Source organism: Chitinophaga nivalis (genome assembly GCF_025989125.1).
Classification (GTDB): Bacteria; Bacteroidota; Bacteroidia; order Chitinophagales; family Chitinophagaceae; genus Chitinophaga; species Chitinophaga nivalis.
The window spans coordinates 7885127-7900183 of sequence record NZ_JAPDNR010000001.1 but is presented as its reverse complement, the minus strand read 5'-3'; the positions used below and the strand labels follow the sequence as shown (position 1 = coordinate 7900183).

15 protein-coding genes are annotated in these 15057 nt (G+C 47.8%); 10 read left to right on the top strand and 5 right to left on the bottom strand.

The features are described 5' to 3' along the window. Positions 1-76: 76 nt before the first annotated feature. Positions 77-2686 carry a DNA mismatch repair protein MutS gene (mutS, locus tag OL444_RS28910; RefSeq protein ID WP_264727546.1) on the bottom strand — a complete coding sequence of 870 codons (2610 nt, stop codon included), beginning with the start codon at positions 2684-2686 and terminating at the stop codon, positions 77-79. Between the two features lie 47 nt (positions 2687-2733). On the opposite strand from mutS, the gene OL444_RS28905 reads away from it, so the two are divergent. From OL444_RS28905 to OL444_RS28865, 9 genes are all read left to right on the top strand, one after another. Further along, the gene (locus OL444_RS28905) at positions 2734-3276 is read left to right on the top strand and encodes an RNA methyltransferase (protein WP_307735012.1); all 543 of its coding nucleotides are present in this window, start codon (positions 2734-2736) and stop codon (positions 3274-3276) included. Between the two features lie 54 nt (positions 3277-3330). Continuing rightward, entirely contained in the window at positions 3331-4197 is an 867-nt protein-coding gene (locus OL444_RS28900) for a UbiA-like polyprenyltransferase (protein ID WP_264727548.1), read from the top strand. A gap of 15 nt (positions 4198-4212) precedes the next feature. After that, entirely contained in the window at positions 4213-4626 is a 414-nt protein-coding gene (gene ruvX / locus OL444_RS28895; protein WP_264727550.1) for a Holliday junction resolvase RuvX, read from the top strand. Between the two features lie 134 nt (positions 4627-4760). Then, positions 4761-5339: a peptide deformylase gene (gene def, locus OL444_RS28890; RefSeq protein WP_264727553.1), complete on the top strand. Its 579-nt coding sequence runs from the start codon at positions 4761-4763 to the stop codon at positions 5337-5339. 66 nt (positions 5340-5405) lie between these two features. After that, a complete protein-coding gene (locus OL444_RS28885; protein ID WP_264752045.1) occupies positions 5406-5957 on the top strand; it encodes an RNA polymerase sigma factor in 552 nt (183 codons plus the stop codon). A 6-nt stretch (positions 5958-5963) separates the two neighbouring features. Beyond that, a complete protein-coding gene (locus OL444_RS28880; RefSeq protein WP_264727556.1) occupies positions 5964-6833 on the top strand; it encodes an anti-sigma factor in 870 nt (289 codons plus the stop codon). 217 nt (positions 6834-7050) lie between these two features. Next, positions 7051-7599 (top strand): RNA polymerase sigma factor, encoded by a 549-nt coding sequence (locus tag OL444_RS28875; RefSeq protein ID WP_264727558.1) that lies wholly within the window; start codon positions 7051-7053, stop codon positions 7597-7599. Positions 7600-7614: 15 nt separating this feature from the next. After that, positions 7615-8463 (top strand): anti-sigma factor, encoded by an 849-nt coding sequence (locus OL444_RS28870; protein WP_264727560.1) that lies wholly within the window; start codon positions 7615-7617, stop codon positions 8461-8463. A 130-nt stretch (positions 8464-8593) separates the two neighbouring features. Continuing rightward, positions 8594-9547 (top strand): hypothetical protein, encoded by a 954-nt coding sequence (locus OL444_RS28865; protein ID WP_264727562.1) that lies wholly within the window; start codon positions 8594-8596, stop codon positions 9545-9547. On the opposite strand, the gene OL444_RS28860 is transcribed toward OL444_RS28865, so the two are convergent. Both OL444_RS28860 and OL444_RS28855 read right to left on the bottom strand, forming a co-directional pair. Next, the gene (locus tag OL444_RS28860) at positions 9548-11182 is read right to left on the bottom strand and encodes a T9SS type B sorting domain-containing protein (RefSeq protein WP_264727563.1); all 1635 of its coding nucleotides are present in this window, start codon (positions 11180-11182) and stop codon (positions 9548-9550) included. Positions 11183-11371: 189 nt separating this feature from the next. Then, the gene (locus OL444_RS28855; protein WP_264727565.1) at positions 11372-12439 is read right to left on the bottom strand and encodes an RluA family pseudouridine synthase; all 1068 of its coding nucleotides are present in this window, start codon (positions 12437-12439) and stop codon (positions 11372-11374) included. A gap of 87 nt (positions 12440-12526) precedes the next feature. Between OL444_RS28855 and lipB the strand changes: the two genes are divergently transcribed. Next, the gene (lipB, locus tag OL444_RS28850; protein WP_264727567.1) at positions 12527-13225 is read left to right on the top strand and encodes a lipoyl(octanoyl) transferase LipB; all 699 of its coding nucleotides are present in this window, start codon (positions 12527-12529) and stop codon (positions 13223-13225) included. 61 nt (positions 13226-13286) lie between these two features. Here the strand turns inward: lipB and OL444_RS28845 are convergent, their stop codons facing one another. Together OL444_RS28845 and OL444_RS28840 are read right to left on the bottom strand one after the other, a co-directional pair. Then, positions 13287-14012, bottom strand: coding sequence for a hypothetical protein (locus OL444_RS28845; protein WP_264727569.1), 726 nt, complete (start codon positions 14010-14012; stop codon positions 13287-13289). A 65-nt stretch (positions 14013-14077) separates the two neighbouring features. Continuing rightward, positions 14078-14971, bottom strand: a complete 894-nt coding sequence (locus tag OL444_RS28840) for a 1-aminocyclopropane-1-carboxylate deaminase/D-cysteine desulfhydrase (RefSeq protein WP_264727571.1) — start codon at positions 14969-14971, stop codon at positions 14078-14080. Between the last annotated feature and the right edge of the window lie 86 nt (positions 14972-15057).

The following is a 15057-nucleotide window of genomic DNA, read 5'->3' as shown; positions in this document are numbered from 1 at the left end:
CGAATATTGTATGAAAAAAACAGCCCGTTACAAAATTTTGTAACAGGCTGTTTTTTATAAGATAGATAATGTCGTCTTATCCGATCATATTTTTGATTTCACTCAGTTTTAGCAATGCTTCTACCGGGGTAAGCCGGTTTACGTCCACATGATCCAGCTTTTCGCGGATCAGCTTAAAGGTATCGCTGTGGGCATCAAAAATATTCAGCTGTAATTGCTGGGTAGGCGTACTTATTTTTTTGATGTTTTCCTTGAGGGGCGCATCAATATGTTTTTCTTCCAGGTTGGATAATACTTCATTGGCGCGGTCTATCAGTTCCGGTGGCATGCCGGCCATACGGGCCACGTGAATACCGAAGCTGTGGCGGCTTCCACCCGGCGCCAGTTTCCGCAGGAAAATAATTTTGTTGCCGGATTCCATATTGGTGATATGGAAATTTTTAACGCGGCCATGTTTATTTTCCAGTTCATTCAGTTCGTGATAGTGGGTCGCGAATAATGTTTTAGGACGGTGTGGTGTCATATCATGGAGGTATTCCACAATACTCCAGGCAATGGAGATACCATCGTAGGTACTGGTACCACGGCCTATTTCATCCAGTATCACCAGGCTGCGAGGCGTAATGCTGTTGATGATGCTGGCCGTTTCGTTCATTTCCACCATGAAGGTAGATTCGCCACCGCTCAGGTTATCGGAGGCGCCTACACGGGTGAATATTTTGTCTGTCAGGCCTATTTCTGCACTGGTGGCGGGCACAAAGCTACCCATGTGTGCCATCAGGGTAATGAGGGCGGTTTGGCGCAACAGCGCGGATTTACCACTCATGTTGGGACCCGTGAGGATAATGATCTGCTGGGATTCTTTGTCCAGCTGCAGATCGTTGGACACATACGCTTCCCCGGCAGGCAATCCTTTTTCAATAACCGGGTGACGTCCTTCTTTGATCTGCAGGTCAAAGCCATCGGTGATAACCGGTTTGCGGTATTTGTTTTGTACGGCGTTGTGGGCAAAACAGAGCAGACAGTCGATGCGGGCAAATACCTGGGCATCTTCCTGAACGGGTTTAATAAAACCTTGCAGGGCCTGAATCAGTTCATCGAACAGCCGGGCTTCCAGCGTTTGTATTTTATCTTCTGCGCCTACGATTTTCTCTTCGTATTCTTTCAGTTCCGGCGTGATATACCGTTCTGCGTTGGCGAGGGTTTGTTTGCGTATCCAGCTTTCCGGTACCTTGTTTTTATGGGTGTTGGTTACTTCCAGGTAGTAGCCGAAAACGTTGTTGAAGGCTATTTTCAGGGAAGGGATACCGGTTGCTTCGGATTCTTTCTGTTGTATCTGCAGCAGGTAGTCTTTGCCTTTGGTGGCAATGTTGCGCAGGCTGTCCAGTTCCTCATTTATGCCTTCTTTGATGACACCGCCTTTGTTAACGAGTGCCGGCGGATTTTCCATGACTTCATCGAGGATGCGGTTCAGTAATGGTTCGCAGGCGTCCAGTTTTTCGTGCAGGCGTCCGAGGTAGTCGTTATGGGTGGTCTGGAGGAGCTGTTGTACTTCCTGTACCTGTTGCAGGGAACGGGCCAGCTGCATCACTTCCCGCGGGTTGATTTTTTTGAGTGGTATTTTGGATACCAGTCTTTCCAGATCGCCGGTTTGTTTCAGGTGGTGGTGTAGGGCTTTGGAGAGATCTGTTTCTTTGATCAGGAACTCCACGGTGTCGAGGCGTTCGTTGATATGTTTTTTATCCCGCAGGGGAAATACCATCCAGCGTTTCAGGAGACGGGCGCCCATGGGAGTGACCGTATTATCCAGTACTTTCAGGAGGGTTTGTCCGTTTTCCACGCTGCTGTTGAGCAGTTCCAGGTTACGTACGGTGAAGCGGTCCATCCACAGGAAATCGTCCTGGTCTACCCGTTGCATACGGGTAATATGTTGCAGGTGGGGATGTTCCGTATCTTTCAGATAGTGGAGGGTGGCGCCGGCAGCGATGACGGCGGCGGGGAGGCTATCGATACCAAAACCTTTGAGGGAGTGGGTCTGAAAATGTTTCAGCAGTGTTTCTTCCGCATAGGTAGCGGTAAAGATCCACTCGTCCATGGTGTAGGTATAAAACCGGGAACCGAAGGTCGCTTTGAAGTGTTTTTGTTGCTGGCGGGCAAACAGTACTTCTGCCGGGCGGAAACTTTGCAGGAGTTTGTCTACGTATTCTATACTACCCGCTGCAATAAAAAATTCGCCGGTAGAGATATCGAGGAAAGAGACGCCGGTGGTATCTGCGCCGAAATGTACGGCTGCCAGGAAGTTGTTGCTGGAGTTTTCCAGGAGTTTATCGTTAATGGCTACACCGGGAGTAACCATTTCCGTTACGCCTCTTTTAACGATGCCTTTTACGGTTTTCGGGTCTTCCAGCTGATCGCATACGGCCACGCGGTGACCGGCTTTCACCAGTTTGTGCAGGTAGGTATCCAGGGAATGGTGTGGAAATCCTGCCAGATCTACGTAGGAGGCCGAGCCATTGGCCCGTTTGGTTAATACAATTCCTAATACCCTGGCTGCTATAACTGCATCCTCATTGAACGTTTCATAAAAATCGCCCACACGGAACAGCAGTACGGCATCGGGGTATTTATCCTTGATCGCCTTATGCTGTAGCATGAGCGGGGTTTCTTCTGATTTGCTTTTTGCCATGGCGCAAATATATAAAACTCCCCTCATCCTCGTTATCTTTGCACCCGATGAGAAAATTAAGCATGGATGAACTGGGCCGTAAAACGGTGGCAGAGTTCAAAGCCGCAGATAAAACACCGGTGGTACTGGTGCTGGATAATATAAGGAGTATGCATAATGTAGGTTCGGTGTTCCGGACGGCAGATGCATTTCTGTTGCAAGGTATTGCCCTGTGTGGTTATACGCCGGTGCCTCCGCACCGGGATATTCATAAAACGGCGCTGGGTGCTACGGAAACGGTGGAATGGCAATATTTTGCCACTACGCTGGAGGCGGTAAAGGCCCTGCAGGCAGAAGGTTACCAGGTGATGGCCATTGAGCAGGCGGTCAACAGCCATATGCTCGACGGATTTGTACCACCGGCCGATAAGCCGCTGGCATTGGTTTTTGGCAACGAAGTGAGTGGGGTAGACCCGGAAGTGATGCGGGTGGCAGACGGTTGTATCGAGATTCCGCAGCTGGGTATGAAACATTCTTTAAATATTTCTGTGAGTACTGGTATTGTGGTTTGGGATATCTTTGTAAAATTGCGGGCCGCTGGTACCCGATGAAACCAAACACTGAAACAACCCGCTGCCGGTAAGGCAGCTACATGCTGTTGACATATGATTACTACTATTAATAAATACCTTTCGCTGGTAAAATTCAGTCATACGATTTTTGCCATGCCTTTTGCGCTTACAGGCTTTTTTATGGCCACTACCAAGGGTGGTGGCGCTTTCAGCTGGCAGCTCTTTGGGCTGGTGGTGCTATGTATGGTATTTGCCCGGAGCGCTGCGATGGCATTTAACCGCTGGCTGGATGTGGATATAGACAAGCTGAATCCGCGTACCGCCAAAAGGGAAATCCCGGCGGGCATTATCTCTCCCAATAATGCCCTGTTTTTTATTATAGCCAATGTGGTGTTGTTTATGGCTACCACCTGGTTTATTAACCGGCTTTGTTTTTTCCTGTCGCCGGTAGCTTTGCTGGTGGTGCTGGGATATAGCTATACGAAGCGTTTTACGGCCCTGTGTCACCTGGTGCTGGGTGTTGGGTTGTCGCTGGCGCCGATCGGCGCGTATCTGGCGGTAACAGGCGAATTTGCCGTATTGCCGGTACTGGTATCCGTGCTGGTACTTTGCTGGGTATCCGGATTTGATATTATTTATTCTCTGCAGGATGAAGATTTTGATAAATCGCAGCAGCTGAATTCCATTCCGGCATGGCTGGGACTTTCCGGCGCTTTGCGTTTCTCCGAATTTTTGCATGTGCTCACAGCCGCGCTGGTGATTACCATCGGTATTGCCGGGCATTTTGGCTGGGTATACTGGATCGGGGCTGCGGTATTTGTAGCGATGCTGATCTCTCAGCACCTGCTGGTAAAACCGCATGATCTCAGCAAAATCAATATCATGTTTATGACCACCAATGGTATCGCCAGTGTGGTGTTTGCCGTATTTGCGATCAGCGATATGCTGCTCTTTCAATAATTTTAATCCGATCAGATGGCGAGAATACTGGCAATAGATTACGGGAAAAAAAGAACCGGGCTGGCCGTAACAGACCCTATGCAGATCATCGCCAGCGGGCTTACTACGGTAGCTACGCATGACCTGATCCCTTACCTTAAAAAATATTTTGCCGCAGAACAGGTAGAAACCATCGTAATCGGTGAACCCAAAAACCTGGATGGCAACGATACCCATGCTACACCGCTGGTAGCGGAATGCATCCGGATTATTCAGAAAAACTTCCCGCAGATTAATATTGTAAAGGTGGATGAGCGGTTTACTTCCAAAATGGCTTTCCAGACCATGATCGATAGTGGCCTGAAAAAGAAAGACCGCCAGAATAAGGCGCTGGTCGATGAAATCAGTGCCACCATTATATTACAGGAGTACCTGCATCATAAATTATAAATAATAAATTATCTGCATGTGTAATTATTTCCTTTTCTGATAAATTCAGACGTAACGGCCCAATCCATGGGCTACTGCGTGCCAAATCCGGAAATATCTCTCTAACTTTGCAGATTAAACCAAGAATTCAGAACATGATTTTGCCAATAGTAGCTTACGGACATCCTGTGTTAAGAAAGGTAGCAGAAGACATCACACCGGAATACCCTAACCTGAAAGAATTAATTGCCAATATGTGGGAAACCATGTACGCTTCCAATGGCGTAGGAATTGCGGCACCACAGATAAACAAATCCATCCGCTTATTTGTAGTAGATAGTGAGCAGATCATCAGCAACCTGGAAGAAGACGAGAAGAATGATTACCCTGGTGATAACGGTGTGAAAGAAGTTTTCATCAATGCACATATCGTAGAAACCGGTGGTAAAGACTGGGCATACAATGAAGGATGTTTAAGTATTCCTAAAATCCGGGAAGATGTAAACCGCGCTGAAACTGTAACCCTGAGCTATGTTGACGAAAATTTTGCTCCTCAGGAAAAAACATTCAGCGGCGTTACGGCAAGGGTAATTCTGCATGAGTATGATCATATTGATGGTAAACTTTTCATTGATCACCTCAAGCCATTAAAGAGAAGAATGATAAAAAGCAAGCTGGATGATATCACAAAAGGTAAAATAAGGGTGGATTACAAAATGACTTTCCCTAAATAGGAAATAATTTTGTAATGTAAAGAAAACCCGTTATTTTGGTATCGTATAACATCCATATCCTCAAACTTGGGAGCTACCTTAACATACACTGAAGACGAATTAGTTCAGGGCTTAAAAGCCAGGGATGAAAAAGTATTTAGCTATTTGTATGACCATTACTCTCCTGCCTTGTATGGCGTTGCCCTTAAGGTAGTTCCGGACGAAGCTGCAGCCAGCGACGTATTACAGGAAGTTTTTGTAAAGATATGGCGCAACATCGATCGATACGATGCCGATAAAGGGCGCTTGTTTACCTGGATGCTGAATATAACGCGTAATACCGCTATCGACAGCCTCCGGTCAAAGTCACACAAACTGGAACAGAAAGTACAGGATGTTACCAGTGTATCATTGATGTACGAGCCACAACTGGCCGTACATCTCTCTGTAGATCACCTCGGATTAACCAAGGTCATAGAACGCCTTCAAAAAGATCAACGCACTATTATTGACATGGCATACTTTAAAGGTTGTACCCAGGAAGAAATAGCCAGGTCCCTCGATATACCATTGGGCACTGTGAAAACCCGCATGCGCAATGCAATTATACAATTGAGAACGCTGTTAAAACAATTGTAAAAAACTGTGGATGTACAAAGTTACATATCATCCGGTATTTTAGAAAGCTACGTATTTGGTCTCCTGTCTACGGAAGAACAGGAAGGAGTAGAAACGATCGCGTTACAATACCCCGAAGTGAAAGCCGCCGTGTACGCACTGCAGCAGGATAATGAACGGTTTGTAAAACTATACGCCCTTACGCCGCCTCCTGAAATCAAAGATCGGTTGCTGGATATCATCCGGCAGGAAGATACGCAAGCCGGCCACGCCCGGCTGCCGGCAGAACTGCGTCAGCCTGCTCCGGAAGCCGTCAGGCCAGCACCTGTGAAAAAACTACCGGTCGCTCCCAAATCCAAAGATGTTATCTGGAAATACCTGACAGCTGCGATTGTCGCTTTGCTGATTGGCAGTGTGATCATGAATTTCTTCTTCTTCAACAAATCCACGGATTATAAAAGTCGCTATAAATCACTCATAGCTGCCAAAGAAAAACTGGATGAAGAAAAAGAACATCAGACCCTCACCCGCGCTACCACGCCGGACCTCGAGCTGCTGAATGATACGGCAGTGAAGTGGGTGAAGATGACCGGTAGCGGCCACTTTGCCGGCACGGCTGTTACGGTTTGCTGGAACCCGCAAACACAGATTGTATACCTGTTGGTACTGCTCATGCCGGTACCACCTCCCGGTAAACAGTTTCAGCTATGGGCCATCGCCAATGAAAAAATGATTAATGCAGGCGTGTTTGACAGCGGCGCAGAAGTATCCCAAAAAATGCAACAAATGAAAACCATAGCCCTGGCAGATGCTTTCGCCGTAACCCTGGAAAAGAAAGGCGGTAGCACAGCACCTTCTATGGATCAGCTGTATATGAAGGCCCTGGTAAAAAAATAGCCCACGCAATATAAAATTTGTTTATCCTCATAAATCAGTATATTGCTGTAAGTATCGCTATAAAACAAGGCCTCATCTGACCAATAGAAGCACCTGGATTATCAGCGTAAGGAGAATGTAAATAGATTAGCTATGCCCCATTGTGCATTCCCGTGCGTAATTACATGTTATGAAGTAATGTTCAACTATAAATACCATTAATTATATCCGATCTGTTTTGGAATATGCTGCTACATATACAGAAGCTGAACTTGTTCATGGGTTAAGAGCCCGTGACCAGAAAATTTTCAGTTACCTGTATGACCAATACTCACCGGCTTTGTATGGGGTCATTGTAAAAGTATTGAACGACGACAGCTCGGCAGGAGACATCCTGCAGGAAGTGTATCTGAAAATATGGCGTCATATTGACACTTATGATGAGGCCAAAGGACGGCTCTTCACCTGGATGTTAAATATAGCCCGTAATACCGCGATCGATGTGTTACGTTCCCGCTCCTATAAACTGGAACAAAAAGTACAACACATCACCACAGCAATACAGGGTAGTCATCAATTGTCAACCACACAACCATCTATCGATCACCTCGGATTTTCCCGCATACTGGAAAAACTGACCCGGGAGCAACGCACCCTGATTGATCTGGCTTATTATAAAGGTTGTACCCAGGAAGAAATAGCGCGCGTGCTGGAAGTGCCGCTGGGTACCGTGAAAACAAGAATGCGCAATGCAATTATGCAATTGAGAAATATTTTAAACAAATAATTTTTTGTAAAACTGGTGGACGCACAACATTACATATCGTCCGGTATTATTGAACTGTACATAGCCGGTATGGCTACGGCACAGGAGGTGGAAGAACTGGAATCTGCCATGCTGCAATTTCCTGCAGTAGCAGCGGAAGTGGAAGCCTATCGCCGTAATATGGAAGAATATGTAAGGATGCAGCGGGTGAATCCGGAAACGGATATTAAAACACGTTTATTTAACCAAATCAATAATGAACCCAATTTGCAGGTGGGTGCTCCTACGCCCGATTCCAACCTGCAGCAACCAAAAGTAGTGTCCATGCAAGAAACAAAAAACCTATCCTGGAGGTGGATAGCCACCGCCGCCGCCGTGCTGCTGGTGGGCAGCCTCATTTTGAACTACGTGTTCTTTAACCGGTACAAGGAATTCAAGGAATACAAAGACAAATACCAGTCTTTGCTCGTATCCCAAAACTCCATTTTGTCGAAAAGCAATCTTTACAAAACACGCTTAGAACAAATGCAGGAGTCTTTGGATGTACTCCAGGATCCAAATGTATTAAAGGTTAAAATGCCAGGTACCAAACCATTCCCAGAAGCTTTAGCAACTGTATTCTGGAACCAGCAGAACCAACAGGTATACCTGAAAGTTAACAGCCTGCCGGAACCTGCTGCAGACAAACAATACCAACTGTGGGCTATCGTAGATGGCAAACCAGTGGATATGGGCGTCTTCGAAATGGGTGATTCTATCAACCTGCTCCAGAAAATGAAAGTTACCGGCAAAGCACAAATGTTTGCTGTAACACTGGAGAAAAAAGGTGGTGCCGTTGCGCCGACACTTGAACAAATGTACGTAGCCGGGAAAATTCCTGGTTAAGCATAACTAGCCTGTATCAGGCTTAGTATTCTGCAAAAGCTATTGCAGGAAGAATGGTTCCGCTACCCGGCGGAGCCTCCTCTTCCCCGCAATAGCTTTTTGCTTTCCGCTTTTTCCTTAAATTGCACGCATGTCGCATTTTTTCAGGAAAAGTTTAGCCGGAGCTATTATCGTTTGTTTGTTAAACTGGCATCACGCCGCAGCGCAGGATACCGCCCGCTATAAGGGCATGACAGTTAACCTGGACGAAGTGATTGTAGCTGCAAAACGTATAGGCTTCGACGTGAATAGTTTTATTAAACGGGTAGAAGATGATACCACTTTTTACCGGGCGTTTAAAAACCTGCATATCATCGGGTTCTCCGCTGATAATGATATCCGTGTGCTCAATAAACAAGGCGCCGTACAGGCCTCCCTGTACAGCCAGACGGAACAGGAAGTAACCGGCAGGTGCCGCACCATGAAAGTGGTGTCCGAAAAAGTAACGGGCGACTTCTACGACCGTAAAGGCGGGTATAATTATTATACGGCGGAACTGTATGCCAACCTGTTTCTGGCCAAAGGCACCCAGTGTGTGGATGCGGCCGGAGAATCCACAGAGCGGTCCGGCGGTAGCCTGGCCCGTCATAAAGCACAGCTGAAACAACTGATCTTCAATCCCGGTAAACCCGTGAGAGGCGTACCGATTGTCGGACAAAAAGTGGCCATCTTCAACGCGGATGTGATCCGCTTCTATGATTTTTCCATCACGGCGGAAGACTATGTGGATGGTACCCCTTGTTATGTGTTTTCTGCGAAATCCAAACCGGGTCTGAGCCGGATAGACCGGGCAGAGGTAGTCGTAGATGAACTGATTACCTACTTCAATAAGGAAAATTTTGAAATCGTAGGCCGTAAATATGCCCTCTCTTACAAGACGATGTTATTTGATTTTAATGTGAAGATGAATGTGCAGATGACCAAACAGTTTGGCCTGCTCATACCTGCGCTGGTGACCTATTCCGGTACCTGGAATGTACCCTTTAAAAAACGGGAAACCGCTACCTTCACCGCTAAGTTCCATCAATTCACCAGTGCGCATTAATCAATAGATAGCGGTTACGGTGCCGGTTTTATGTACGACCAGGTTGGTATTCACTTCCCGGTAGTCCACGATCCAGACAAACGTAACGGCGTCAATGGCCTGCCCGTATACTTTGCCGGTCCAGCCTACTTTTGGATCGGTAGTGAAAAATACCCTTTCTCCCCAGCGGTTGTAGATACTCAACGTATATTGGTATACGGGACACCGGAATATGGGCCGGAAATAGTCATTTCTGCCATCACCGTTGGGCGTGAAGGCCGTCGGGAAGTGCATGGTACAGGCACAGTCCTGGTAGCTGATCTGCACGGAATCCACACTCTTACCACAGGCATTGTGGGCAACAATCGCATAAATACCGGGCCGGGTGACGTTGTATACCGGCACGCTGGTACTGTCCTGCCACTTGAAAGCAGCGCCGCCGATACCTGTTGGCTGCAGCTGGAGCGTCTCCTCCTGACAGAGTAATTTATCGGGTCCCAGGTTGGCCCGCAAGGTATCCACATAGCTTACTCGAATGGCGTCTGAAGCTTCACAGCGGCCTATTTTGGCCTGTACGGAATAATTGCCGGGCTGGGTGACATAATAGGTCGCCTGGTCGGAACCATCCTGCCACAGATAGGTACCATTGCCGAAATCGGCGGTGAGCACCAGGAAATTGCCTTTGCAAAGCGTGGTATCATTGCCCAGGTTTAATTTTTTCAGGCGGTTATAATTCACAAAAACGGTATCTACCACACTGCAGGTATGATTGATTTCTACCAGTGCCCACACATTACCTTCCGATCGGATGGTTACACTCGGTTTAGTAGCGCCTGTGCTCCAGGTCCATTTAGTGGCGCCCGGCGCTTTGGGGGCCAGGGTAATGGATTCTCCGGGGCATAACAGCGTATCAGGTCCCAGTGTAAAGGGCAGGGGGCTGCCGGTAAAGGTAATGGTCACTTCATCGGTGATAGGTGCACATCCTTTCGGATATACGTTGACGTGGTAAGTACCGGAAGTGGTCACGTCCTGGGTGGGTGAGGTGTTGCCGGTATTCCACTGATAGGTACAGTTTTGAGCGGTAGCATCCAGGGCAATATGTTCTCCGGTACACAGCACCAGGTCGGGGCCCAGGTCTATGACGGGAATAGGGGTATAAAATACGTTGACAGAATCCCGCAGGAGGCAGCCGTTGATTTTTACTTTATAGGTAGAAGCGGTATCTACCAGGATGCTGCTGCCGGTGGAGTTATCCTGCCAGAGATAGGTGGCCCCGGGTATGACAGGGGCTTCCAGCGTCATGGTATTGCCTTCACACAGGGTGATGTCCTGTGGGCCCAGATCATATAACACTGGTGATACAATAGCGATATCCTGTATCGTCGTATCGGGTTTCCCGTTACGCCAGGCTACCAGCCGGATGGTGTAGGTGCCGGTTTGCGTATAAATATGATAGGGGTAGATTTTTTTGGAAGAGTCTTTTTCGGCAGATAACGGATCTCCAAAATACCATTTTACAGAATCAATACCGGCAGGAGCAGGAATCGAAAAATAAATGGTGTCATTGACGCAGGTGGAAGAAGGCGTGAAAGCAGTCGCACGGCCCCCGGCGCTGGCGGTAAAAAACATCGCACAGCACAGCAGTATGGCTGACATCAATTGGAGTATACGCAGGGATTTTAGTTGGAAAAGGTCGCTCATTGATTGACATGGTAATGAGCACTAAGATAGGTTAAATATATAGATTATTTATAATAAATTTATGTCAAAAAAATTACGCATAGGTCCGTTGGTGGTGACATACCGCTTTGGGACCTATGCGTAATACTTTTATCGCAGGAAAGATTATTCTACATCCAGTGGTCTGGCGGCTACATATCTTCTCCATTTTTCCAGCACGCTGGTGAAATCGGCTGGCATAGGACTTTCGAAGTACATCTGCTGCCGGGTGCGTGGGTGTATAAAGCCCAGCTGCTGCGCATGCAGGGCATGGCGCGGCATGATATCAAAGCAGTTTTCCACAAACTGTTTGTATTTGGTATAGATGGTACCTTTTACAATGCGGTTACCACCATAGGTTTCATCATTGAAAAGGGAGTGGCCGATGTGTTGCATATGTACGCGGATCTGGTGCGTGCGGCCTGTTTCCAGCCGGCATTCTACCAGGGATACATAGTTAAAGCGTTCCAGCACCCGGTAATGGGTAATGGCTTCTTTACCATATTCTCCGTCGGGATAGGCATCCATGATTTTGCGTAACCGCTGATGGCGGCCCACATGTGCGATAACCGTACCTTCGTCTTCTTCAAAATTTCCCCAGGTCAGGGCAATATACCGACGGTGTACTGTGTGGTCAAAAAACTGTTTGGCCAGGTCATTCATCGCCTTGTCTGATTTGGCAATGACCAACAGGCCGCTGGTATTTTTATCGATCCGGTGCACCAGGCCGAAACGGGGAATTTCCGGTTCGGTAGCTTGTGTTTTATCGCCCAGATACCACGATAAACCATTCACCAGGGTACCATCCCGGTTACCACAGCCCGGGTGTACTACCAGGCCGGCAGGTTTATCGATGATCATTACATCTTCATCTTCATACACAATATTCAGGGGTAATTCCTGCGGTATTATTTCGGTGCTTTCCGGATTTCTGTTGGAATACACAACGATTTTGTCCTGCGGCTTGATCTTGTAGTTGGCCTTAACGGGTTTATCGTTAACAATAACCAGCTCGCCATCGAGCGCCTGTTGTATTTTATTGCGGGTGGCACCTTCAATACGGTAGGTAAGGAATTTATCAATACGGATAGGCTCCTGCCCTTTATCTACAACCATATTGATTTTTTCATACAATTCCTCACTGCCATCACCGTTTTCCAGCTCATCTTCCAGTTCCAGCAATTCTTCAGCCATTAATATAAATTTTTGCAAAGGTACGTATCTTTGTGCGCTGAAAACAAAAAGCAGCCCGCCTGGCGTTTTCTTCAATCCGAAAGTAAGATGAATAAGCAGCAGATAGTCGTAAAAGACCTGGGTATTATAGATTACCAGCAGGCATGGGATTACCAGGAACAGCTCCTCCGGGAAAATGTACAGCTGAAATCACAGGCCGTCGGCCAACACCCGAAGCCCACTACCAATTACTTATTGTTTTGCGAGCATCCGCCCGTATATACCCTGGGTAAAAGCGGGCATATGGAAAATCTGTTACTGGATGAGCAGGAACTGGCCGCCCGCGGTATTGGCTTTGTGCCCACGAACCGCGGCGGGGACATAACTTTTCATGGCCCGGGCCAGATTGTAGGCTATCCTATTCTGGATCTCGAAAATTTTTTTACAGATATCGGTAAATACCTGCGTTGTCTGGAAGAAGTCATCATCCGCACCCTGGCGGATTATGGCGTTACCGGCGACCGTTCCCAGGGCGAAACCGGCGTGTGGCTGGACCCGCACAATAAATTGGCCGCCCGTAAGATATGTGCGATGGGCGTGCGTTGCAGCCGTTGGGTAACCATGCATGGCTTTGCGCTGAACGTCAATACACCGATGGATTATTTTTCCAATATTATCCCTTGTGGTATTGCCGATAAAAAGGTGGCTTCCCTGAACCTGGAAGTAGGCCGCGAGGTGCCGGTGGAAGAAGTCAAAGCCCGGCTGAGCAAGCATTTTGCCGAGGTATTTGATGCGGAGATGATTTAAATACGTATCCCAACGATATTAACCCAAAGGCCCCGGTATGTACCGGGGCCTTTGGGTTGTATTACATTTTGTAATTAAGCGGAATAAAGAAGTTCCATTTTTCTTTCAGCTTGCCTTCTTCATACAGTTCAAAGTTGAACCAGCCGGCATGCAGGAATACGGCCTTCTCCAGGATCAGGGAAGGGCCTTTCAGGTGGTCAATGTCAAACAGGAAAGTCCCGTTTGACTCGTAAAACTTCACGGAATATTTTTTCTGGAGGGCATCCGGTACTTTGATATTAATGTTCCCGTCTGCCGTGGTGTAAACATAGTTGGAGGGCCGCCACACAATTCTTTCCGGCTCTTTGTTTTCTTCTTCTTTACCTCTCAGCCCTTTGGCTGCATCTTTAATATCGGCATACTGCAGCTTCTGGTCAGCCCGGATAGTGCTGTCAGACAGCGCCAGTACTGTTTTACTGTAGAGAAACCGGCCGTTGGTAAATACGATGAATAAACGATAGTAGTTGGTACCTGGCAACGGTTTATTATCCAGGTAAGCATTCCGGGTTTGGGTAGGATAACTCGCGTATCCGATGGTGTTAAAGTTCAGCACACTGTCGAGGGATCGCTGCACGCCGATTTCTCTTACCTGCATAAATCCCGAGATCCAGTCCAGCTGGATTTTACCGGTTTTAATGGTGGCCGTGAAATCGGGCAATACAGGTGGCGTATATTCCTGAGCCTTACCGGTCAATGCTGTCAATAAAAAAATTCCGATGCCTATACAAATAGGTACTACCTGCTTCATACTAATAATTCCAAGCGCTTTAAGTTGGCAAAAATACACTACCGTTCAAATATAAAGAACAGTTTTTAAAAGGCCAGCGTACCCGGTGCAAGAGATAGGTTACCCTGCAGGCCGCCGGTATGGATGAGCAGTACCCGGCTGTTATCCGGGAAGTAGCCCTGCTGCACCAGTTCACGGAATGCCAGCAGCAGTTTTCCGGTATAAATAATATCTGTGGGAATGCCGGTTTCCTGGTAAAAAGTATTGATAAAATCTATAAGGCCCGGAGATATTTTAGCATATCCGCCGCCGTGATGATCATATAACAGGCGCCATTGGGCGGTATGATCCGGCCGCAGCAGGTCGCTGATGTCCTTTTCCAGGAACTGCGCGCCCTTGAGCACAGGAATACCGATGACCTGCTGGGAAGGCGCTGCCTGGTTAATGAGCCCGGCGAGGGTAGTACCGGTACCCGCCGCACATAAAATATGCGTATAGCCGGCAGTGGGGTGAATGGTCAGTATTTCTTCACAGCCCTGTGCACCGGCTGCATTATGGCCGCCTTCCGGGATCACCAGGGTATCCGCCTGGTGATAATACCACTGGGAAGGATCATACTTGTTTTTATAGTCTTCCCGGCTTACAAATACCAGCTCCATTCCATGAGCGGCGGCCTGTTGCAGGGTATGGCCGGGTATAGCCGGCTGTTCGCCCCGGATAATGCCCGTGGCGGCAAAGCCGGCCATTTTACAGGCGACGGCGGTAGCAGCAATATGATTGGAGTAGGCGCCTCCGAAAGTCACGATACGGGTGGCTCCGGCTGCTTTCGCCGCTGCCAGGTTGTATTTCAGCTTAAACCACTTGTTGCCGGAGATGGCAGGATGCAGCTGGTCCAGCCGCAATAGGGCGGCTTCCAGGCCTTCCGGCAGCCAGGAGGTATGAAAAGTATCCAGTGTAATCTGTTGATAGGAAAATAACATGCAGGAAAATTACGAAATACGGATAACGCAACACGCATTTTCGGGGAGTGCCGTTGCCGGCTGTTTCTCCACGAAAATGCGTGCTA